The 21,480-nt window shown below is 28.2% G+C and carries 22 protein-coding genes, 2 tRNA genes and 1 other RNA gene; 2 read left to right on the top strand and 23 right to left on the bottom strand.

Annotated features, from left to right (window positions below; translation table 11 throughout):
* Nucleotides 1-398 precede the first annotated feature (398 nt).
* The 5 genes from Q0V15_RS05175 to Q0V15_RS05155 all read right to left on the bottom strand — a co-directional run bounded on the left by Q0V15_RS05175 (nucleotide 399) and on the right by Q0V15_RS05155 (nucleotide 5,284).
* Nucleotides 399-1,004, bottom strand: coding sequence for a deoxynucleoside kinase (locus Q0V15_RS05175; protein WP_297436670.1), 606 nt, complete (start codon nucleotides 1,002-1,004; stop codon nucleotides 399-401).
* Between the two features lie 147 nt (nucleotides 1,005-1,151).
* On the bottom strand, nucleotides 1,152-1,826 hold the full coding sequence (locus tag Q0V15_RS05170) for a deoxynucleoside kinase (RefSeq protein ID WP_297436674.1): 675 nt from the start codon (nucleotides 1,824-1,826) through the stop codon (nucleotides 1,152-1,154).
* 225 nt (nucleotides 1,827-2,051) lie between these two features.
* On the bottom strand, nucleotides 2,052-2,981 hold the full coding sequence (locus tag Q0V15_RS05165; protein ID WP_297436668.1) for a GNAT family N-acetyltransferase: 930 nt from the start codon (nucleotides 2,979-2,981) through the stop codon (nucleotides 2,052-2,054).
* A 24-nt stretch (nucleotides 2,982-3,005) separates the two neighbouring features.
* Nucleotides 3,006-4,178 carry a sugar MFS transporter gene (locus Q0V15_RS05160; RefSeq protein ID WP_297436666.1) on the bottom strand — a complete coding sequence of 391 codons (1,173 nt, stop codon included), beginning with the start codon at nucleotides 4,176-4,178 and terminating at the stop codon, nucleotides 3,006-3,008.
* A 362-nt stretch (nucleotides 4,179-4,540) separates the two neighbouring features.
* Nucleotides 4,541-5,284: a tRNA threonylcarbamoyladenosine dehydratase gene (locus Q0V15_RS05155; protein ID WP_297436664.1), complete on the bottom strand. Its 744-nt coding sequence runs from the start codon at nucleotides 5,282-5,284 to the stop codon at nucleotides 4,541-4,543.
* Nucleotides 5,285-5,431: 147 nt separating this feature from the next.
* On the opposite strand from Q0V15_RS05155, the gene Q0V15_RS05150 reads away from it, so the two are divergent.
* Together Q0V15_RS05150 and Q0V15_RS05145 are read left to right on the top strand one after the other, a co-directional pair.
* The gene (locus Q0V15_RS05150) at nucleotides 5,432-6,265 is read left to right on the top strand and encodes a CPBP family intramembrane glutamic endopeptidase (protein ID WP_297436662.1); all 834 of its coding nucleotides are present in this window, start codon (nucleotides 5,432-5,434) and stop codon (nucleotides 6,263-6,265) included.
* 116 nt (nucleotides 6,266-6,381) lie between these two features.
* Complete coding sequence (locus Q0V15_RS05145; RefSeq protein ID WP_297436660.1) at nucleotides 6,382-7,074, top strand: 5'-methylthioadenosine/adenosylhomocysteine nucleosidase; 693 nt, start codon at nucleotides 6,382-6,384, stop codon at nucleotides 7,072-7,074.
* Nucleotides 7,075-7,155: 81 nt separating this feature from the next.
* Here Q0V15_RS05145 and Q0V15_RS05140 read toward each other — a convergent pair whose 3' ends face one another.
* The 18 genes from Q0V15_RS05140 to Q0V15_RS05055 all read right to left on the bottom strand — a co-directional run bounded on the left by Q0V15_RS05140 (nucleotide 7,156) and on the right by Q0V15_RS05055 (nucleotide 21,477).
* Entirely contained in the window at nucleotides 7,156-8,055 is a 900-nt protein-coding gene (locus Q0V15_RS05140; RefSeq protein ID WP_297436658.1) for an NAD(P)-dependent oxidoreductase, read from the bottom strand.
* Between the two features lie 527 nt (nucleotides 8,056-8,582).
* Nucleotides 8,583-8,762, bottom strand: coding sequence for a hypothetical protein (locus tag Q0V15_RS05135; protein ID WP_297436656.1), 180 nt, complete (start codon nucleotides 8,760-8,762; stop codon nucleotides 8,583-8,585).
* Nucleotides 8,763-8,849: 87 nt separating this feature from the next.
* Nucleotides 8,850-10,229, bottom strand: a complete 1,380-nt coding sequence (locus Q0V15_RS05130) for a hypothetical protein (RefSeq protein ID WP_297436654.1) — start codon at nucleotides 10,227-10,229, stop codon at nucleotides 8,850-8,852.
* A 199-nt stretch (nucleotides 10,230-10,428) separates the two neighbouring features.
* On the bottom strand, nucleotides 10,429-10,668 hold the full coding sequence (locus Q0V15_RS05125) for a pro-sigmaK processing inhibitor BofA family protein (RefSeq protein ID WP_297436652.1): 240 nt from the start codon (nucleotides 10,666-10,668) through the stop codon (nucleotides 10,429-10,431).
* 21 nt (nucleotides 10,669-10,689) lie between these two features.
* Nucleotides 10,690-11,004: a DUF2508 family protein gene (locus Q0V15_RS05120; protein WP_297436650.1), complete on the bottom strand. Its 315-nt coding sequence runs from the start codon at nucleotides 11,002-11,004 to the stop codon at nucleotides 10,690-10,692.
* Nucleotides 11,005-11,071: 67 nt separating this feature from the next.
* Entirely contained in the window at nucleotides 11,072-11,668 is a 597-nt protein-coding gene (gene recR / locus Q0V15_RS05115; protein ID WP_297436648.1) for a recombination mediator RecR, read from the bottom strand.
* A 110-nt stretch (nucleotides 11,669-11,778) separates the two neighbouring features.
* Nucleotides 11,779-12,114: a YbaB/EbfC family nucleoid-associated protein gene (locus tag Q0V15_RS05110; protein ID WP_297436646.1), complete on the bottom strand. Its 336-nt coding sequence runs from the start codon at nucleotides 12,112-12,114 to the stop codon at nucleotides 11,779-11,781.
* A 140-nt stretch (nucleotides 12,115-12,254) separates the two neighbouring features.
* Nucleotides 12,255-13,871 carry a DNA polymerase III subunit gamma/tau gene (gene dnaX / locus Q0V15_RS05105; RefSeq protein ID WP_297436644.1) on the bottom strand — a complete coding sequence of 539 codons (1,617 nt, stop codon included), beginning with the start codon at nucleotides 13,869-13,871 and terminating at the stop codon, nucleotides 12,255-12,257.
* Nucleotides 13,872-14,073: 202 nt separating this feature from the next.
* Complete coding sequence (locus Q0V15_RS05100) at nucleotides 14,074-15,684, bottom strand: MFS transporter (protein ID WP_297436642.1); 1,611 nt, start codon at nucleotides 15,682-15,684, stop codon at nucleotides 14,074-14,076.
* Between the two features lie 228 nt (nucleotides 15,685-15,912).
* Nucleotides 15,913-16,178, bottom strand: an RNA gene (gene ffs / locus Q0V15_RS05095) — signal recognition particle sRNA large type.
* A gap of 3 nt (nucleotides 16,179-16,181) precedes the next feature.
* Nucleotides 16,182-16,288: transfer RNA gene (locus Q0V15_RS05090), tRNA-OTHER, on the bottom strand.
* Between the two features lie 140 nt (nucleotides 16,289-16,428).
* Nucleotides 16,429-16,518: transfer RNA gene (locus tag Q0V15_RS05085), tRNA-Ser, on the bottom strand.
* A 456-nt stretch (nucleotides 16,519-16,974) separates the two neighbouring features.
* Complete coding sequence (locus tag Q0V15_RS05080) at nucleotides 16,975-17,703, bottom strand: LytTR family DNA-binding domain-containing protein (protein ID WP_297436640.1); 729 nt, start codon at nucleotides 17,701-17,703, stop codon at nucleotides 16,975-16,977.
* A 227-nt stretch (nucleotides 17,704-17,930) separates the two neighbouring features.
* Nucleotides 17,931-18,935: a YeiH family protein gene (locus Q0V15_RS05075; RefSeq protein WP_297436638.1), complete on the bottom strand. Its 1,005-nt coding sequence runs from the start codon at nucleotides 18,933-18,935 to the stop codon at nucleotides 17,931-17,933.
* A gap of 127 nt (nucleotides 18,936-19,062) precedes the next feature.
* The gene (locus Q0V15_RS05070; RefSeq protein ID WP_297436636.1) at nucleotides 19,063-19,773 is read right to left on the bottom strand and encodes a hypothetical protein; all 711 of its coding nucleotides are present in this window, start codon (nucleotides 19,771-19,773) and stop codon (nucleotides 19,063-19,065) included.
* A 12-nt stretch (nucleotides 19,774-19,785) separates the two neighbouring features.
* A complete protein-coding gene (locus Q0V15_RS05065) occupies nucleotides 19,786-20,676 on the bottom strand; it encodes a permease (RefSeq protein ID WP_297436634.1) in 891 nt (296 codons plus the stop codon).
* Between the two features lie 17 nt (nucleotides 20,677-20,693).
* Complete coding sequence (locus tag Q0V15_RS05060) at nucleotides 20,694-21,281, bottom strand: GTP-binding protein (RefSeq protein ID WP_297436632.1); 588 nt, start codon at nucleotides 21,279-21,281, stop codon at nucleotides 20,694-20,696.
* Between the two features lie 25 nt (nucleotides 21,282-21,306).
* On the bottom strand, nucleotides 21,307-21,477 hold the full coding sequence (locus Q0V15_RS05055; protein ID WP_367173767.1) for a GTP-binding protein: 171 nt from the start codon (nucleotides 21,475-21,477) through the stop codon (nucleotides 21,307-21,309).
* Between the last annotated feature and the right edge of the window lie 3 nt (nucleotides 21,478-21,480).

Below are 21,480 nucleotides of genomic sequence, written 5' to 3'. Positions count from 1 at the left end.
TCTGTTTAATTTTCAAAGACCTTATTTCCGATTCGCTTGCTGCGTCTCATCAACATAAATTATTATACCTCTAGAATCATTCAATAAATATTATCTATTTATTAATAATTTTAACAAAATATCAACTTTTCTTTTATTTACTCATTTTTTCTAACTAAAACAACCTGTGATACACTAGGATAGAATTGCTTTTTATGTACCTAAATATCCTATTTTTCAAGTTATATTGCCTCTCTTCTTATAAAACTCTATATATTTAAATCCCAAACTATAAATTTATTGCTCTACAAAAAGGAGCTATATCAAAATACCTTGTCCTCCACAATATATAGTTTGAGAACATACTATTCACATACCATATATTGTAGGCAACTTACATTTTGATATAGCCCCTACTACTATTTTAATTTTATTATGTATTCTTTTACTTTACTTATAATCATCTCTCTATCTTTATCTATATTTTCAAAATCTATATTATCTACATTTATCTTTAATATAGGAGATAAATCATAACTATCAAAATAAGACTTATAATGTCTATTTAACTCTTTCCAATATTCTAGTTCTACTTTCTGCTCGTAATCTCTTCCTCTTTTTTTAATTCTTCTCATTGCCTCTTCTACAGATACCTCAAGATATATCATAAGCTTTGGTACTTTTATATGATTAACCATATTTTCTAATAGTTCTTCATATGTATCAAACTCCACCTTTGTCATATCACCTGCTTCATATAACATCTTTGCAAATATAGCATCTCCATATATACTTCTATCTAATACGCACATCTCTTTCTTTGATGCTTCTTTTAAATGTTTAAATCTACTATTTAAAAAGAATATCTGTGATGGGAATGCATATCTCTCTCTATTTTCATAAAACTTTGGAAGTATTGGATTATTAACTACTGGTTCTTCAAACTGAATAAGGTTTAATTCTTTTGCAAGTATTTTCATTAATGTACTTTTACCAACACCTACTACTCCATCTATAACTATCATATTAAAATTCTCCTTTAAAATAAAAAGAGAATATATCTTTAAACTACTTATAATATAAAGCTATATTATAGATAATATTTTTTGATATACTCTCCAGTCTTTATGTTATATTAATTTTCACTAATAATATTTCTTTACTTAAATATATTATTTCGTAATTTCATTAATCTTATCATCTATTAATTTTAAAATTTTCTCTCTATCTTCTGGAACATTCTCAAAATCTAATCCATCAACAGTTATTCTTAGTATTGGAGATATATCATAAGCATCAAAATATGTTTTATACTCACTGTTTAACTCTTCCCAGTAAGCTCTCTCAACTACCTGCTCATAATCTCTTCCTCTTTTCTTGATTCTTCTCATTGCTTCATCAACAGTAGATTCAAGATATATCATAAGCTTTGGTGCTTTTACATGCTCTAACATATTTTCAAGAAGTTCTTTATATAATTCAAATTCCTCTTCTGTCATTTCACCCTTATCACAAAGCATTTTAGCAAATATAACATCTCCGTATATACTTCTATCTAATACACACTCTCCAATTTCTGCTGCTTCCTTTATATGTTTAAATCTTTTGTTTAAAAAGAATACTTGTAATGGGAATGCATATCTAGCTCTATCATAATAGAATTTTTCTAATATTGGGTTGTCCACTACTGGTTCTGCAAAAGCTGTTAATCCTCTTTCTGCTAATATATTCATTAATGTGCTTTTACCAACACCTACTACTCCGTCTACTACTATCATTGGCCAAACTCCTTTTTTATCTATCTTTTCTAATAACTCTTTATAAGTTTCAAATTTTGTTTTTTTCATTGAAGACAATTCTTTATTCCTCCTAGATTCCAAAAAATTGATAACGCTAATTTTTAGCTATTATATATGTTAAAATTTTTAATTTTATATCAAACTAATATAGTGTTCTAATACCCTATACTAATTTAGACGCTTTTTATAGTTTATCACATTTTACAAAAATTTTTTAAAGACAATAAAAAGTTTTACAATTGATTTTATTTACCACCAACTGTAAAACCTTTTTTACTCTGCTATTTTAGAAAATGTTATATGATCTCTCCACTCACCATTTATAAATAAGTATTTTTGATTCACTCCCACTTTTATAAACCCACAAGCATTTAATACACCTTGTGACTTTTCATTATCTAGTAATGTTGAAGCTTCTATTCTATGTAATCCCATTACATCAAAGGCATATTCAAGAACTAAATTTAAAGATTCTTTCATATATCCCTTTCCTTGATGGTCTTTATCTATAGAATACCCAACAAATGCACTTTTAAATACTCCATATACTATATTAGAAAGCTTTATCTTTCCTATAAACTCATCATCTATGAATATTCCCATATCTAGGGCTGTTCCATTTAAATTTTGCTTATAATTTTCTACGAGTATATTTCTTTGTACTTCTACACTGTAAAAACTTTGATCCCTTGTTGGCTCTACTTCATGTAAATGCTCTTTATTATTATTATAATATTCTAGCATTTCATCTGCATATGCTGGATTAAGAGTTTTAAGTGTTAACCTCTTCCCACTAAGTTCAAGGTCTAGCATTTTAAATCCTTCTCTAAAGCTTTGCTTATCTATACCAAACAATAATTCATCTCTATGTACACCATTTGATATTGTGTTATTTGTAAGTATTCCTTCTAATACGAATCCTACATTTAAGAAACAACCTACACTTATATTTTCTGTTACAAATATGTTTAATTTATATATATCTTTTTTATTGAATATAACTCTAGCTATTTTTTCTAACGATTCTTCAAGTAGGGCTTTACTCTCTCTATAAAACTTTAATCTTATAGACGACCTTTGATCATCTTGATTAAGTTCTAATATTATAAATCTCCCTACTGTTATTCCTGTAGAATCTTTTATTACATAATCTTTTTTGCTACCTGTTACAAGCAATATCTTAACACTTTTAGCTTTATGCATATTATTCTCTCTCCAAAAAACTCTCTATTTTTTATTTACTAATATATCTCTAGTTCTATTATAAAGAATTATCATCAATATTGCACTCATTAGTAAACAAATCGGCATTAAATAAAATGCTTTCTCTGCTCCTATCTTATCACTAACTATACCCATTATTTTATTCATCATCATAATTACAAAACTTACCGATGTAATTATGATTCCTGTTATATAAGAACTTCTTTCTTTAAAGACCTTACTTATAGTTAAAACTCCTGTTGGGAAGTTTATTGAGAAGAATATTGCTGAAAATGATATTACTATTAGTCCATCTCTTCCCATAAGTATTCCTATAGTGAAAGTTATAGCTCCAAGTATTAATGAAACTGCCATTGTATTAAAATATCCAGTTTTCTGAACTACAAATCCTCCAACAAGTCTACCAAATGCAAATACTCCAAAGAATATCGCTGTATACATAGCAGCCTGTCCTGCTTCTATTCCAAAACTTGATGTAATATAATTTGTGAACCATCCCCCTGTTCCTTGTTCTGCAAAAGCATATAGCCCAAGTCCAAACATATAAAGTATAACAGTTGGATTTTTAAATAATGTTGTAAGCTTAATCTTTTCTTTATTATCATGCTCTTTATGGACACTTGGCATTTTAAAGAATATAAATACTATCATTATAATTACATATATAACTGCAACTCCAAGATATATAGTTCTCCACTGTACACCTATTTTTGATAATTCTCCAAAAGCAGCTTGTCCAAGACTTGCTCCCATTGCATAAAAGAAATGCATTATATTCATAATTATAGTCTGTGCTGTTATAACTATTATAGGAATTATAGTATTACTAGCTATAGCATTTAAAGCAACTCCACCATTTGCAAGTGCAACTCCTAGAATTACCATGTAAAAACTATTTGCTTGCCATAAACAAATCATTGCAAGTATAGCTACTATCATTCCTAGTATGTAAACTTTCTTTTGTCCTATCTTCTCACACATTACTCCACCAATGTATGTAAAGAACATATAAGAAGCTGAACCAACAATAAACATATTACTTATGCTATTATCATCAATTCCAAATTCTGATTTAAATACAGGAACAAAAATACCAAATGTATTTTCAATAACTGCTGCAAGAACCATTAAAGTAAAAATAAAAATTAGTGCCTTTGTATTATTCTTCTTGCCCATTATATTCCTCCTAATGTCATTCTATTTTGAATTTACTTTTTAAAAAACATTAAAATTATAACATAAACTAAATTTTAATTCAGAGATAGTTTTAGTAAACTTAGCTTTATTTGTTATTTTATTTAATCACCTTTTACAAAAATACTCGTAATATTTTGTCGATATTTTTAGATTTAAATTTGTATCATACTTCTATAAACTTGAATAACTTATAGAGTAAACATCTTTATTGTTTATCGTTGATATTTTTAACAATTTTTCATTTCTCCTTTAACCTATAACATAGTTAAGCAAAGCTATCCTTTGCAGCCTAGCTTAACTCAAAAAAAGACCTAGTGGTTAAACTCACCACTAGGTTTTTTTTATTTTATTAAATCTCTAACCACCTGTGAAGCAAGTATCATTCCTGCAACTCCTGGTACAAATGACATACTTCCTGGTGATTGTCTTTTTGATAATCTTTTAATTTCTTCACCCTCAACTTTTTTAGGTGCTTCAACTTGTGGAGATTGTGGCTTTATTGGCAATTCTTCTGAATAAACTACCTTAAGCTTTTTAACTCCCCTCTTCTTAAGTTCAACTCTCATAACCTTAGCTAAAGGACATACCTTTGTTTTATGTATATCTGAAACTTTAAACTGTGATGGGTCAAGTTTATTACCAGTACCCATTGAAGCTATTAAGTTTATTCCTTTAGTATAACAATACTCTGCAAGAGCAAGTTTTGATGTAACTGAATCTATCGCATCTATAATATAATCAATATCTTCTGTAACTATCTCTTCCATATTATCTGCTGTTAAAAACACCTGCATTGGTATTATATTACACTCTGGATTTATAAGAAGCATTCTTTCTCTCATAACCTCAACTTTATCTCTATCTATAGTTTCTCTTGTAGCATGTATCTGTCTATTTAAATTACTTACATCAACAGTATCATTATCAACTATTACTATAGTACCTATTCCTGTTCTAGTTAGTGCCTCTGCTGCAAAACTTCCAACTCCACCAACTCCAAATATCATTACCTTTGAATTTTGTAGTTTATCAATTCCCTCTTCACCTATTAGAAGCTGTGTTCTAATTAACTGTTCATTTAACATAATATTCTCCTCTCTAACTGTTTAAATAAATCTACTTACATTATATATGCTTATTTTCTATCTTTTCAATAAACTTATTTATTATTCATAGTTAAGTGAATTTTTTAATATATTAGATTAACGCTAAGTATTCGGAGGTTTAAATATATGAAAGATTTACTAAACCCACTTTATGTTTTTAAAAACTTAGAAAATGGACAAGTCTATATCAAACCCCTAAGTATAATATCTTCTATAATAATAATCGCTTTAGATTTACTCATTATATCTACTATAGAAGATTCATTAATAAATATATTTACAAGCTTAAATATAAATAATAACTTTATTTTTAATATAACAGTCTTTATAATTCAAATGCTCACTGCACTTATTAGTATTAATATAATCCTATTTATTATAAAAGATAAAAACCCTACTTTTAATTATTGCTCAAATATAACCAAACTAGACTATATTCATGTAATTATTTTAATTTTAGGATTTAGACTACTATATGAAGGTTCTATTTATCAATTTAGAAATTTACTATCCATAAACCTTGATTTAAACTCAGCCCTGCTTAGTTGTATATATGCTCCTGTTATAGAAGAGGTAATCTACCGTGGATTTATATTAAATGGGCTTATAAAAAAATACTCTAGTATAGTTGCCCTTATAATATCTTCGCTTCTATTTGGAATAATGCACTTTAATCTATTCCAAAGTATAAATGCTTTCTTAATTGGTATCATCATAGGATATATATATATAAAAACAAAATCTATATACCTTTGTATCTTTCTTCACTTTTGTAATAACTTTATAGTTCTCTACTTACCATCAGTAGTTTTTAATAGTCTTATTGTTCACTTTATATATGTTCTTTTTAATATTTGTCTTGGTTCATACCTTATATTCACAAGTCTTAATAAAATGAAACTTGAAAAAAGAAATAAATCTTTTAGAGAAAATGACTCTAATTCTAATTTTTTTATTTAACTTGCCCTATTAATAAAATTTGTTTAGGAACTCTTAATTGTATATAATGTATTTATCTAAAGACTTAGTATTTTACTAAGTCTATTTATATTTTCAAAATTAAGGAGGAGTTTAATATGACTCTAGGAATTATAGGTGCAATGAGCGAAGAGCTTGAAATACTTTTAAAAGAAATGGAAGTTGAAACTAAAAATACTAAAGCTAACATGACATTCTACAAAGGTAAGCTTTGGAATCAAAATGTAGTAGCAGTAGTTTGTGGAATAGGTAAAGTTAATGCTGCTATCTGTTCTCAAATTTTAATAAGTGAATACAATGTAACTAAAGTAATCAATGTTGGAGTTGCTGGTGGAGTTAAAAAAGATATCTTCCCTGGAAATGTTGTTATAGCAAACAACCTTGTTCAATATGATATGGATACAACTGCTTTTGGTGATGCTATGGGTCAAATACCAAGACTTGATACATTTGATTTCAAATGTGATTTAGAACTTGTAAAACTTGCACAAAATGCTTGTAATGAAAACTCAGAAATTAAAAGTTCAACTGGAAGAATTGTAACTGGTGACTTATTTGTTGCTTCAGTAGAAAAAGTTCAGTGGCTTGAAAAAGAATTTGATGCTTCTGCATGTGAAATGGAAGGTGGAGCTATAGCTCATACTTGCTACTTAAACAATGTACCATTCGTAGTTATTAGATCAATTTCTGATAATGCAAACAATGGAGCACACATGGACTTTGCTGAGTTTACAACTATCGGAGTTAAAAACTCAACAGCTATACTTAAATCAATGTTACTTGCAATGTAACTCAAACAAAAAACTGTGGATAACTTTCATTAAAAGTTATCCACAGTTTTTTTATATTTATATCATCATATTATTATATTATTATATAAATCTATCCTTTATAATCTTATAAACCTCTTCTGCAATTCTACCTTGTGCCTGAACAGTTGAAGCTCCGATATGTGGCGTTGCACTAATTTTTGTATTATTAACAAGAGCCTGACTAAACCGTGGTTCATTATCAAATACATCTATTCCCGCTCCAGCAACTTTCCCACTATTTATTCCAACAAGTAAAGCTTCTGTTTTTATAAGTGAAGCTCTAGCAGTATTAATTATAAATACTCCATCCTTCATACTATTAATTTCATCATCTGAAATAATAGTTTCAGTTCCACCAACATGTAATGATATAAAATCAGAATTTTTATAAAGTTCTTCTATAGTAACAGCTTTATACTCACTTTTAATATCATGCCTTTCACTTCTATTAAAATAAATAACCTTCATTCCAAGTGCACTAGCCTTATCAGCCAGAACTTTTCCTATTCTACCCATACCAATAATACCTAGTGTTTTACCTGAAATCTCTAATCCAGTATAAAGTCTTTTATTCCATTCACCTTTTTTCATTGTTAAATTAGCTCTAAACATAAATCTTGAAAGCGTAAAAATATGAGCTAAAACAAGTTCTGTAACAGCATTGCTACTTGCATTTGCAGTATTTAAAACTTCAATTCCACATTCCTTAGCATAAGAAACATCTATATTATCCATTCCAACTCCTGCTCTAATTATAAGTTTTAATCTCCCCCCTAAAACTTTATCAATTAAACTAGTCTTTATTTTTGTAGCTGACCTAATCACTATACAATCAAACTCACTTAAAACCTTAGATAATTCATCTTCTTCATAATGCTTATCACATACTAGAATCCCATCATTAATAAGTTTTTCTCTAAGCTCCTCTTCTAAACCATCATTAAATAATATTTTTATCATATGTTTATCTCCCTTACTTAAATATTTAAACCTATACTTTAAGACCCCCTAAATAAATTAAGAAGTCTTAAATAAATTTTATCAATAATTAACGAGGTTTTTCAGGTCTACTACCTCCTAGCGTCAAATATTGATTTACTTTATACCATTATATAAGTTTAAATATATTTTACTTCTTTAAAATAACTCATTTATATAAGAATTTATTATATATAAAAGTTTTCTTAGTTTTATTATACATAAATAATATTACAATATAACCATATTACTCTTATTAATAAACTTAAATATTATAATTAAACTAAGTAGCCATCCTAAAACTTAAATTAAATTTCCATATAAATTTGCTATCACTATTTAAAAGCAGTATATTTCTTATTTTAAAATATACTATTCAGAATATCATTTAATGCTAATACTTTTTACATATTTCCATAAATAAAAAAAAGCCCTAGACACCGAGCTTTTGTGTTGACATGGATTTTTTATTTTACTCATTCACTCTAGGACTTTTAAATAGATTTAGTTTAAAGAATATTATTATATACCTTAAGATTTTGTAAATCATCAGCATCATTCTCGAATACTAATGATTCATTTATGTGTTGATTATTCTGTATAAAATTATCATACTCATTTGAATAATCAAACTTTATGTTTTTATCTATCTCAGATAAAAGATGACTCATAGTAATTATAATAACCATCCCTTTCTATATACTAAATCCTTTTTAGCTTCCCCATAAAAATAAAATTTATCCATAAAAAAAGAGAACTACTTAAAGTTCTCTAAATTATTTCTTAGAATCATCATTTTTCATTGAGAAAAAATCATCCTTATCAATATCTATTTCTATAAAATCAAGTTCCTCTTCACGCCTTAATTCAAAAACTTCAGATTCACCCTCTTCTTCTATAAAGCTAAATCCTACTTCTCTTTTTATATTAGAAACTTCTTCATCCCTAAATCCTCTAGTTTCGCCAAGGTCTTTTTCCTTTGTTTTATGCTTAGCAGTCTTGGTTTCTTTTATAATTCCTTTACTACTAAGATTATTATCAATCTCTAAGTTAATTTCTTCACTCTCATCATCTTCTTCATTTTCAGTTATTTTCTTTATTGCTCTCTTAACTTTTTTATTATTAACTATTTTATACTTCTTTCTATATAAAATATCCATTCCAATAGAAATAGGTATAACTAAAACTATAGTTGCAATATTAGTATATATAAATGACTGTTCTATAGTTATAACTGCTGAATTTAAAAATGCTATTCCACCAAATATAGCTATTGAACTATACATAACTACAAGTGTAACCATTTCAACTAATACAACTCTTCTAATAGTTATAAATCTATACTTATACTTTAATCTTTTTTCATCATATATTACTAAATACCTGCAAGTTGTAGCAAGAAAAACTGTTGTTATAGCAATACAAGCTAAAATAGTTATAGAAAAAACTTCCATACCAAGCATTTCAATTCTTAAATCGCTATAAAATAAATTTATATAATTTTCAACTAAATCAGATATAAAATTTGATGTCATAAGTAATAATGGTATTTTTCCTGAAGTAAATAAATTTGAAACTCCAAAAATTAATATTAACCCCTCAAACATAAACATTGGTATTATAGCTGCTGAAAATACAGATTTAACGCCTACTTGGAATAAAAAATTCATAGATACACCAAGTAAAGCTAACGCTAAGATATACAAATATGTATTAATAGCTGAAAAATATGATATCTTAAGCCCTAAAGATAAAATTTCTTGATTCATTATAAATAATAATGAACGTATTAAAAAATTTATTACTATCCCTATAAAAATAGGAGTTAACAATAATATTAAACTTTCTTTAAAATACATAACTCTAGATTCTTTATCATTAATCCTAGCCTTAAATTGAGCTTCTTTATCTCTAAAAAAAACTGCACAAACTATAGCAATAACAACAAAAAATGCTAGTATACCAAAATTTCCAATCGTAAGAAAATCTCTTATAACAAAACCTTTAGTCATACTTACATTAGTTTCTAAGTTTACAAAGCTTGTACTACTATTTTTAATTAGACCTAGGCTTCCTGATAAAACAAAAAGTAAAACAGAGTAGATTCCAGCTGTTATCCCTACCCAAATCTTATTATTTATTATTAAATTTTTCAATGTAGCATTCCCCCCTTGAAATTCACATAACTTATAAATTAAATTATTTATTAAAGCTAAATAAATACGTATAAATATATTTATGTAACCCAATTATAAATTATCCTATTTTTTCTATTTTCATCCATATAATATTCTAAAAAAACAGATGCTGTAAATACTATAAAGCATCTGTTTCTTGTATATTTACTTATTACTTTTAGAAGAAATAATTAAATGCTGCCATAACTAAAACACCTGGCACTCCAAATATTCCTGCTATAAGAGCTGTAAATATATTTATTCCTATAGTTAATCCAAATGCCGCTCCAAAGAAGTTGAATATCCATAGTAGAATTACTCCTACAACTCCATTTATAAACCACTTAATTGAAAACTTCACTACTTTAAATATTACAAAAGCTATAACTAAAGCTATAATAATTGAAATTATATCCATAACTCCACCCCCTTTCGTCTATTAGTATTTTATGCAAGCCTTATTATATATGTATAAGTCACTTACTTTTATACCTTTTTCTTTTGCCTTGATAAGTAAATACTCATATCTTACCATAGCATCCCGTTCTTTATAAATAATAGATTCAACCAACTTATGATCACTAATAAAATTGAAACTAATTCTAAGTCTTTCAAGTTCCCCTTTTGTTTCTTCCACCGATTTAATAATTAAATCATTATCATTTATATTGCTATCACTTATATTAATTCTACCCTCAGTTTCATTTTCCCTTTTTTTTAAAAGTTTTTTTTCAATAATAATTGTTTTTTCCATAATAACCTCCACTAAATAAACTTGTACTTATTAGAAATTATTAACAAAAATCAAAATTATATACATCCTAAAGTTCTTTTCTTCCTTCTAATGCTTTTGATAAAGTTACTTCATCAGCATATTCTAAATCTCCCCCAACTGGAATTCCAGATGCAATTCTTGTAACTTTTATATCTAAAGGTTTTAAAACCTTTGATATATACATAGCTGTTGCCTCACCTTCAATATTAGGATTGGTAGCAAGTATAACTTCTGTTACATCAGCATTCATTCTAGCAACAAGTTCTCTAATCCTTATATCTTGTGGTCCTCTTCCTTGCATTGGTGATATATTTCCATGTAAAACATGATATACTCCATTAAAATCTCTAACTTTTTCTATAATCATAATATCTTTTGGTTGTTCCACAACACATATCATTCCTATATCTCTATGATTACTCTTACAAATTGTACAAGGGTCTGAATCTGTAAAATTACCACAAACTGAACAATATTTAATTGTTCCTCTAGCTTCTTTTAAAGCATCTGCAAAACCATCAACCTCATCTTTTGGTAAATTTAAAATATGAAGTGTTAATCTTTGTGCTGTTTTCTTTCCTATACTAGGAAGCTTTGCAAACTCTTCTATTAATTTCTCTATCGCAACTGGGTAAAAATCCATAGCCTACTCCTTTAATTTGTTTAATATTTTAGGCATACAGTAAATTTACTGTATGCCTACTTATAATCAATTATATACTTTTATCTATTTAACTTAAAGATAAGTTTTTATTAAAACATTCCAGGTATGTTCATTCCACCTGTAAGTTTACCCATCTTATTTTCTGTTTCATCATTAGCTGTTCTTAGCGCATTATTAACAGCTGTTAAAACTAAATCTTCTAACATTTCAACATCATCAGGGTCTACTGCTTCTGGCTTAATTGTTAATGATTTTATTTCCTTCTTACCATTAACTACTACTGTTACTACTCCACCAGCTGTTCCTTCAAATTCTTTGAACTCTAATTCCTCTTGCATTTTTTGCATTTGAGCTTGCATTTGTTGTGCTTGCTTCATTAAGTTTTGCATGTTACCCATTCCACCTTGGAATCCACCTTTTGCCATATCTAAAAATCCTCCTTAAAATTAAATCTATCTAAAACATATTATATAATATTTATATTTATATTCCAATACTAGCCTTACTTTATTACTATGCTATTTTAACACTTTTGCGCTAAAATCATACAATAAATCGTTCTACTTTATTCTTCAAAAATTTCCAAAGCATCTCCCATTAAACTTTTTAAGTGTTCTTCTACATTTTGAACTTCATCATCTTCTTTATGAACTTCATATATAACTTGAACTTTTTTATTTAAAATTTCAGAGAAAACTGTATTTACAATTTTAGATGTTTCATGTTGGCTAAGTCTTAATTTATTACCTGAAAATGATTTTTCAAACTCAACTTTTATAACACCATTATCACAAGATCCTACTTTTCCGGGACTAAGTGATAAATATACAACCATTGCTCTTCTTGATTTTAAAGTTTCTAAAACATCTCTCCAAGCTTTATTTGCCTCTTGAACTGTAACTGTAGTATCTAAATCACCATCAATCTGAACTGCTATTGCCTTAGGCTTTTGTGCTACACTTTGTGCTCTTGCACTTGCTTGTTTTTGAGCTACTCCATTACCTGCTACTCCTTGATTTACAACTATATTTCCACTTTTAATGGCTTCTTCAAGTTTATTAACTCTTGCTAAAATAACTTCTTTTGAAGTATCATACTCAATCTTACAAATTTTTATTATTGAAAGTTCAAGATATAATCTTGCTTGCTTACTAAACTTTGAACCATCTTCACTCTCTTGAAGAATTCTTATAATTCTTATAATAGCTTCTCCACGAAGTTTAGCTGCCTGTTCCTTAAGCCTATTTATACTCTCTTGTGCCATATCTAAAACTTCTTCAGGATTCTTTGTAACTTTTATCATAAGAAGATTTCTACAATGTAGTATTAAATCCTTTGTAAATAACCCTAAATCTTTTCCTGATAAAACTATTTCCTCTATAACGCCCATAGCTCTTTCTATACTTTTTGAAACAATAGCATCCATCAAATCAAATAAATACTCATCATTTACAAGTCCAAGCATTGAAACAAGCTCCTCATATTCAACAGTATCATTTCCAATAGCTATCGCTTGATCAAGTATAGAAAGTGCATCTCTCATTGCTCCATCTGAAACTCTAGCAATTAAATCTAAGCATCTATTGTCAGCACGAACTCCTTTTGAATCTACAATTTCTCTAAGTCTTCCAACTATATCATTCTTTGATATTCTTTTAAAATCAAATCTCTGACATCTTGATAAAACTGTAATAGGAAGCTTTTGTGGGTCTGTTGTTGCAAGTATAAATACAACATTGCTTGGCGGTTCTTCTAATGTTTTAAGAAAAGCATTTACAGCTCCCATAGAAAGCATATGAACCTCATCCATTATGTAAACCTTAGTTCTAGCTTCCTGTGGTGGATACTGAACATCATCTATAATTTCTCTTATTTTATCTACTCCATTGTGTGATGCTGCATCAAGTTCCGTTACATCAATTGCAAGTCCACTATTAATTTTAGTACACATTGAGCATTTATCACATGGTTCTCCATCTATTAAATCAAGACAATTTAATGCTTTAGCCATTATTTTTGCAGTAGTAGTTTTTCCTGTTCCTCTTGTACCACAAAATAGGTAAGCATGTGCTGCCTTATTATTCATTATTTGATTTTTCAAAGTTGTTTTTATATGTTCCTGACCTACCATCTCATTGAACTTCATAGGTCTCCATTCTCTATACAACGCTTTATAAGCCAAAATTGCCACCTCACAAATTTTCTAAAGGTTATTCCTTTAATTTATCTTCTTTAATTTTATCAAATTTACATAACTCTTCATAGTCTTTCTCAAATATCAGTAATAATATAATTATTGCATCAAAAATTTATTTTAAACATCATAAAAATAATTCAATAAAAAAATGTAGCAACTCATAAACTAAGTTGCTACATTTTTTATATTATATCTTTTTTGTTTTACTTGGCATTGCAAGAGCTGCTATAAATGCAAGCCCTCCAATTATAGCAAGTGTTATAAACATCTTTTCAAAACCATTATTCATTACAGTTTGATATGTGTTTTCTATTGTAGCTCTCATTTTATCAAGCTGTATAGAATACATACCTTGTATATTTGCTGGCATTGCACCAACAATATATTTTTTAACAACTGAAAATACTGTTGTTACATTAGCATTTTGGAATGCACTTTCCATTGCAGAAATTCCTGATGCTGACATACTTATTCCATGTGAATGTGGTAAAACTGCCATAAGTTTTCCCTGTACATTTGAACCAGCCTGTACTATGAAACCAACTAAAAGATTAGGTGATAAAGCAATCCCTAGTGATCTTATAAGTGATAATGTTGATTGTGCTGATGCAATTTCATTTCTTGGAACTGATGTTTGAACAAAATAATTAAGTGGTGTACCCATTGTAAGTCCAACTCCAAGACCCATAAATGCAAGTCCTATAACAAGTGGAATAGAACTTAAAGTTACTGTAACAACTAATGCTAAGATTAAAGTTCCAATAACTGTACAAGCAAATCCAATCAATAAAACTGCTTTTGCTGAAAACTTATCAACAAATTTCCCTCCAAGTGGTGCTGCAAATCCTGAGAATACAGCCATAAGTGTTATAAAGTATCCACCTGAACCAAGCTTAAGACTTAAAACATTACTACAGAATTGTGGTAAGAATATAACTACCATAAGTCCTGCTCCAACAAGGAATGCTATTATAAATACTAAAACCATACCTCTATTTTTAAAATACTTAAGATGTATAATAGGATCTTCCGCTCTATTTTCAACAAATATAAGAATTGGAAGTAAAATTATTGATATTATAAGGAAAGGATATGACCTTACTGACATAAAGCTACTTCCTAAATCAACAAAATTTAAGCTTGTAATAAATGCCATAAGTGAAAGTATAAATAATGATGATACTACACTTCCTGCAAAATCCATTTTCTTTAATGACTTTTCTACTTTCTCTATCTTCTTAGAAAGTAAAACAGCTATAACAACTATACAGACTGGGATATTTATAAAGAATAATATTCCCCATCTATCTACTCCAAAAGTATCTAATATAAATGAACCAATAGATGGACCAATTAATGTTGCTATCCCATTAATTCCTCCAACCATTCCAAGTGCTGCACCTCTTTTTTCTACTGGGAATGCCCCCCCTATAAAAGCTGTAGCAATTGGAACCATTCCTCCTGCACCAATAGCTTCAATAACTCTTGATACTAAAAGTAATTCGAATCCGCCAAAATAATTAGCAAGTCCACTAAATAATGAACCTATTCCAAAAAGAATCACACTAATCGTAAACATAGGTTTTAGCCCTTTTCTATCTGCTAATTTCCCAACAATCGGCATTGAAACCGCATAAATTAATGCATATAAAGTTATAATCCAAATACTCGCATCTGCCGATATATTAAGTGTATTTCCCATAACTGTACGAGCTGGTGATATTATTGCTGTGTCTAACGCTCCCATAAATATTCCTATTAAAAATATTATTACAAGAGCTTTTTTTGATTTATCCATCTCAAAAATTCCTCCTTAGTTTCTTTCTTATATACTAACTATAAATCATTACGTTAGGTAACCTGCAAGAAAAACTTTTATTTCTTCATAAACAAACTTACTTTTATTTTTTGAATGCACAAACTAAATCTTCTATTATTAAATATGAAAGTTAAATTTCATATTTAAATGCAAAAAAAGTCCCTAGATATATAATATCTAAGAACTGAAAATTCATAATTATAGAAACCATGCACCCTACTCCGACGATAATCCATGTGCGTTACTCAAGTAGTTAACTCAAGCCAGATTTGACCATGGCACATGAAAGGATCTACTTATGGCTGCTTCCTTCCAGATCTGACCAGGTTCACAGACTTCCATTGCATGGGACCCAACTCTCAACATCACTTGCCTAAGGCAGGCCACACAGAGTTAAAGCCTCGGTAGGGAATTCAATCTTGCTATAGCGGATTGCAAGTTACAGGGCACCGCTAACTCCCCATCTAGCATAGTTATGGTGGAGAAAGTGGGATTTGAACCCACGATAGAATTACTTCTATACACGCGATTTAGAACAATCTCTTGCTCAAGGCGTTACCTATAAACCAATAGGCTTCCCTCCATACTATTAAACTCTATAATTAAATTTTTATTTTGTCATCAGATATATTATATCTAAAGACTTGTATTAATAATAACATATATATTTTCTTAATTCAATAATATTGTTTATATATAAAATAATATTTTACATATATAAATTGGCGGAGAAAGTGGGATTTGAACCCACGATAGAATTGCTCCTATACACGCGTTCCGGGCGTGCTCTTTCAACCACTCAGACATTTCCCCGTATATTATGAAATTCATAAAAATAATTATATATATAATTAAATTTTGCTTTTTTAGTGTACCATACCTATTTTCTATTTACAATACTTAGTAATTAATTCCTAACTATGCTATTATTCATCCTTTAAATGAATAAATATGATTTATTTCATCATATGACTTCAAAAGTTCATTTCAGGACTAAAGTGAACTTTTTATGTCCAAACTATGTTATTATAAATTTGTTGATATTTAAACATTTGATATTATATTTAGATTGTTGATATTGTTCATTCAAATTTATAGAATTCTACTTCTATAAATTGAGCCTCTTATCATTATGAACGAATTTCTTACTGCATTAGCAGTCTAGATATATGACGAAAACTCTATTGCGAAACTACAAAATATACTTTAGCCTCTGAAGAATTTTTATTCTCAGTGGCTTTTTCTTATTTTAAGCATAAAAAAATGACCTTATATTTTTTCAACAAGGTCACTCATAAATCTCTTTGATACTAAACAAGTATCACCATTTTCCATAAGCACAGTCTTTTCTTTTGTATTGATTTCTTCAACTTTTGAATTATTTATTAAATATGATTTATGACATCTAAAAAAGTCATCACCAACTAGTAATTCCAACGATTTTAAATTTCCAACAAACTCTAATTTCTCGGTTTTCTTATGTAATATAATTTTATGTGGCTTTTCTGATGTTTCAAAATAATAAATATCATTTTTAGAAATATTAAAAATAATATCACCTTGTTTAATTTTTATTTTTCTAACTTCCGTCTTATCAATATTAAGCTTTCTATTAGCTCTTATTAAACATTCTGAAACTCGCTCTTCTAAATTTTTCACATCATTCTTAATTATATAATCCAAAGCCTCAACTTTATAAATATATGATAAATATAATACCTCTATATGCTGTGTTATGTATACAATTACTCCAAGTTCATCAAATTCCCTAAGTTTTGCCCCAAACTGAATTCCATTGATGTCTGATTCAAAAAAAACATTTAAAAAATAAATAGCCGGTTTTTTTCTTTTCTTAACAATATCTAATATATCATATGGATTTCCTGTAACCTTAGTTATCTTCATATCAAGATTTTTTACAAATATAGTTTTTTCTACAATCTTTCCAAAAGAGTATCTTTCCTCTTCAGATGTTATACAAATAAAAATATCTATCATTAATATTCCCCCATATTGTCCAAAATCATTTAACAAAAATTACTAAATTTCAAAATAAAAAAATAGCAACCGCTGTTGCTTAAATATTCTACCACATAGATTTATCAAGAACAAAAAGTCCATATTACAACATTAGAAAAATGAACCACTATTTTTTATCAAAAAAAACAGGATTTAAAAGTTTTTACTCTCAAATCCTGTTTTTTTCATACTCTTTTTATCCATATTTATAATAAGAACATTATCAAAATAATTGCAAAAACTATCTGTAATACTCCTACTGTACCACCATATATTAATGCTTTTGGTCCTTGTTCTATTAAATCTTTAAACTTTACACTACATCCAATAGCTGCAAGTGCTACTATTTCTAGTATATCACCAACCTGATGAATCCCATTTCCTACTGCCTGTGGAATCAATCCTAATGTATATAATATTGTAAGCCCAAAGAACAAATATATAAACCAAGGAACTGAAACCTTAGATTTTTTTATATTTTCTTCTTCATGCTTAAACTCTTTTTTATCATGCCCTGAATTAAATTTTGCTATTGCAAGAACAACAACAACTAGCAACATTATTCTAATTATTTTAAAAATTGTAGCCATTTCTGATATTTGTGGACTAACCATTTTACCAGATGCTACAACCTGACCTACCGATTGTAATATTCCACCTATCATAGCTGAACTTTTCATAAGACTATTATTATATAAAAGATATGTGATTCCTGGAAGTACAAACATAAGTATTGTTCCCGTTAAATTAACTATTGCAACTGAAATACCTTTATCCTTTGAATCTGCTTCAATAGCATCACTTGTAGCTGCAATTGCTGAAGATCCACATATAGCATTTCCTGCACACATAAGCAGTGAAAATTTCTTTCCAAAACCAAGTTTTCTTCCAATAAAATAAACACTAACAAGTGTTAAACTCATTTGTATAACTATAAAAATAACACCTTTATATCCTATTGATAAAATTTCATGTAAATTAAGTATTACTCCAAGAAGTCCAATTGCCCATGCAAGTAAAACTTTTTCTGAAAACTTTATTCCTTTTGAAAATACCTTCTTATCAAGTATTGTATTACCAAAAAGAACTCCTAATAATATTGCAAAAGTTGCTGCTCCAAGTGCTGGAACAAATTTACCTAGCACTTTACTAATTATTGCTATAACAACACATGCAAGAATCCCTGGTAAGATTCCTTTGTACTTCTTCATATCTTCACCATCCTTAGTTCTTTATCATTATATAAAATTTCCTATTAATAAGGAAATATTTATATTTTATCTATTCCATAGGCAAATGCCTATCTATAAAAAGAAATAGGCAAATCAAATGATTTGCCTAATCTTGATATTGTATTAAATTCAAAACATCTATTTTAACAAGGGTCCTATCATCCTTATTAAAGCTAGATATTTCTCCTATTATTTTTATCTTTGACCCATTTTCAATTTTTATACCACTTTCCTTATTATAATTTGCTAAAACACCTAGATACTCCGAATCAGCAATACAGCAATTCATGCTAAGTGCCGTTATTATAAAATCATCTTTATATCTTTCATCCTTATAATATCTTCCCTCAATCTCTATTTTTTTACCTATATATTTATCAATATGTGCTGATAGTTCTTCAATCCCATCATGAAAATTCTCTTCATTTATATAAATAGTATCACCATCACCTAAAACTCCATGTTTATGAGTATGTCCATCACCCTCTGCATGATCCATATGATATAATCTAACACCCTTCATCTCTAAAGACACCTTAGGAATATCAATAACCATAATAACACCTAACACAAAAATTAATAATATATATTGAAAATACCCACCTTTAACCCCATTCCTTGATGGAATCGTAAATATTCTACTTACTTGTACTATTGTCAAAAGATATAAAATTATCATCATTATACTTGTAGATATTATTCTTCCACTATCTATAAGTGCAAACATCTTCCCTGTAAAAAGCATAAAAGTTAAAATAACTGATAAAAACATAAGTATCAAAAACCATATAAATTGGTCTAAATTAAATCTCTTCATATAAGCTCCCCCCTAAAAAATTAACGCTGTAAAAATAAACACAAGCGTAAAAATAACAAAAGTTAGCTTTATAACAAAAGATTTAGTAAAAGACGCTAAAAGCATACTAATATTTTTAACATCAATCATTGGTCCAATTATAAGAAAACTCATAACACCACCAAGTGAAAATGTTCCAAGAAAAGTTTGTGCAACAAAAGCATCTGCTTCTGAACATAAAGAAATTAGAAAACTTACAAGCATCATAATAACAATTCCTGATATATGATTAAGCCCAAGTGATGACAAAAATTCATTTGTAACATTTAACTGAAAAATAGCAGCAACTCCTGATGCTACAATAAAATACTTTGCAATATCATAAAACTCAACACTTGTAGACTTAAGTAACCTTATAATAGTAGGTTCTCCACTATTTTTTATATCTTCACATCCACAATCACACCTAAATTTACTTTCACCATTTTTTAATATGTCCCCTTTGCCAGCTAATGGAATCATTAAAAGTCCAGCAATTATAGCAATAACTACTCCAATAAAAACTCTAAGTATTACAATTTTCAAATTACCATTAAAAGCTATATACGTAGAAATTATTACAAGTGGACTAACTATTGGAGCTGCTAACATATACGTAATAGCAACATTTACCGGAACTTTCTTTTGAATAAGACTTTTAGTTATTGGAACTGTAACACATTCACATACTGGCATAAAAACTCCTAAAAATGCTGCTACTATACTTCCTAAAACTCTATTCTTTGGTATAAACTTTTTAATAACTTCCTCTGTAACAAACAATTGCATTACTGATGAAAGAATTGCCCCTATTAATATAAAGGGCAATGCTTCTAACAATATAGAGGAAAATATTATAGAAAATTTTGAAATTGCATCAAACACTAAATATCCCCCTTAAGCTAAGCATTTATAACCTTAGCTTTATTTATTTTTTTCTCTAAATCTGACTTATCATACGCAACCAGTATATGTGCATGATTATTTAAATTCTTAATAATATTTAAATCAACATCAACTTTTTCTTCTGAAATCTCACTTGCCTTATTAAAAATAATTAAATCACTTCTCTCAAGACAAGGTAAAACTAAATGCCCTAAATTTTTAAGAAGCATACTAAATGTAGAAGCATCTATCATATTTATCATTCCAGTAATTCTAAAATAAGACCTTAATTTCACTGTATTAAAAAGATTAGTTAAATAATCTATATCTTCAATTCCATTACACTCAATTATCATTCTTTCCGGTTTATAAAACTTAACCATTCTTATAAACCTTTCCTCTGTTAACTCTTTGCCAGATATAAAATTTTTAATACTTAAATTACCCTTATTTTTTATAATTTCATTAAATTCTTCTTTTCCAGACTCACATCTAACAACAATAGTTTCCTCACCCTTTAAAGTTTTTTTAAGAAAAACATTTATAAAGGTTGTTTTACCAGATGATAAAAATCCCGTAACTAAATCAACAGAACATTTTTTCAACCTAGCTCCCCCCTCACTTTAATACTTATTTTAAAAATAATTTTTCAATTTCTTTTTTATTTAAATTACTACCAATAACACAAAGTCGTCCCGTATAATCTGGCTTAAATTTCTTGATATCAACCTCACCTGGAACATAATCAAACTGAACCCACTTACCAGTTTTAGTAGGTAAAATTCCTTTTGCTCTTAATATTTT

Origin of the sequence: uncultured Clostridium sp. (assembly GCF_947036855.1) — a bacterium.
GTDB lineage: Bacteria > Bacillota > Clostridia > Clostridiales > Clostridiaceae > Sarcina.
Note: the sequence above shows the minus strand (reverse complement) of the source record. Positions and strands in the feature narration are given on the sequence as shown.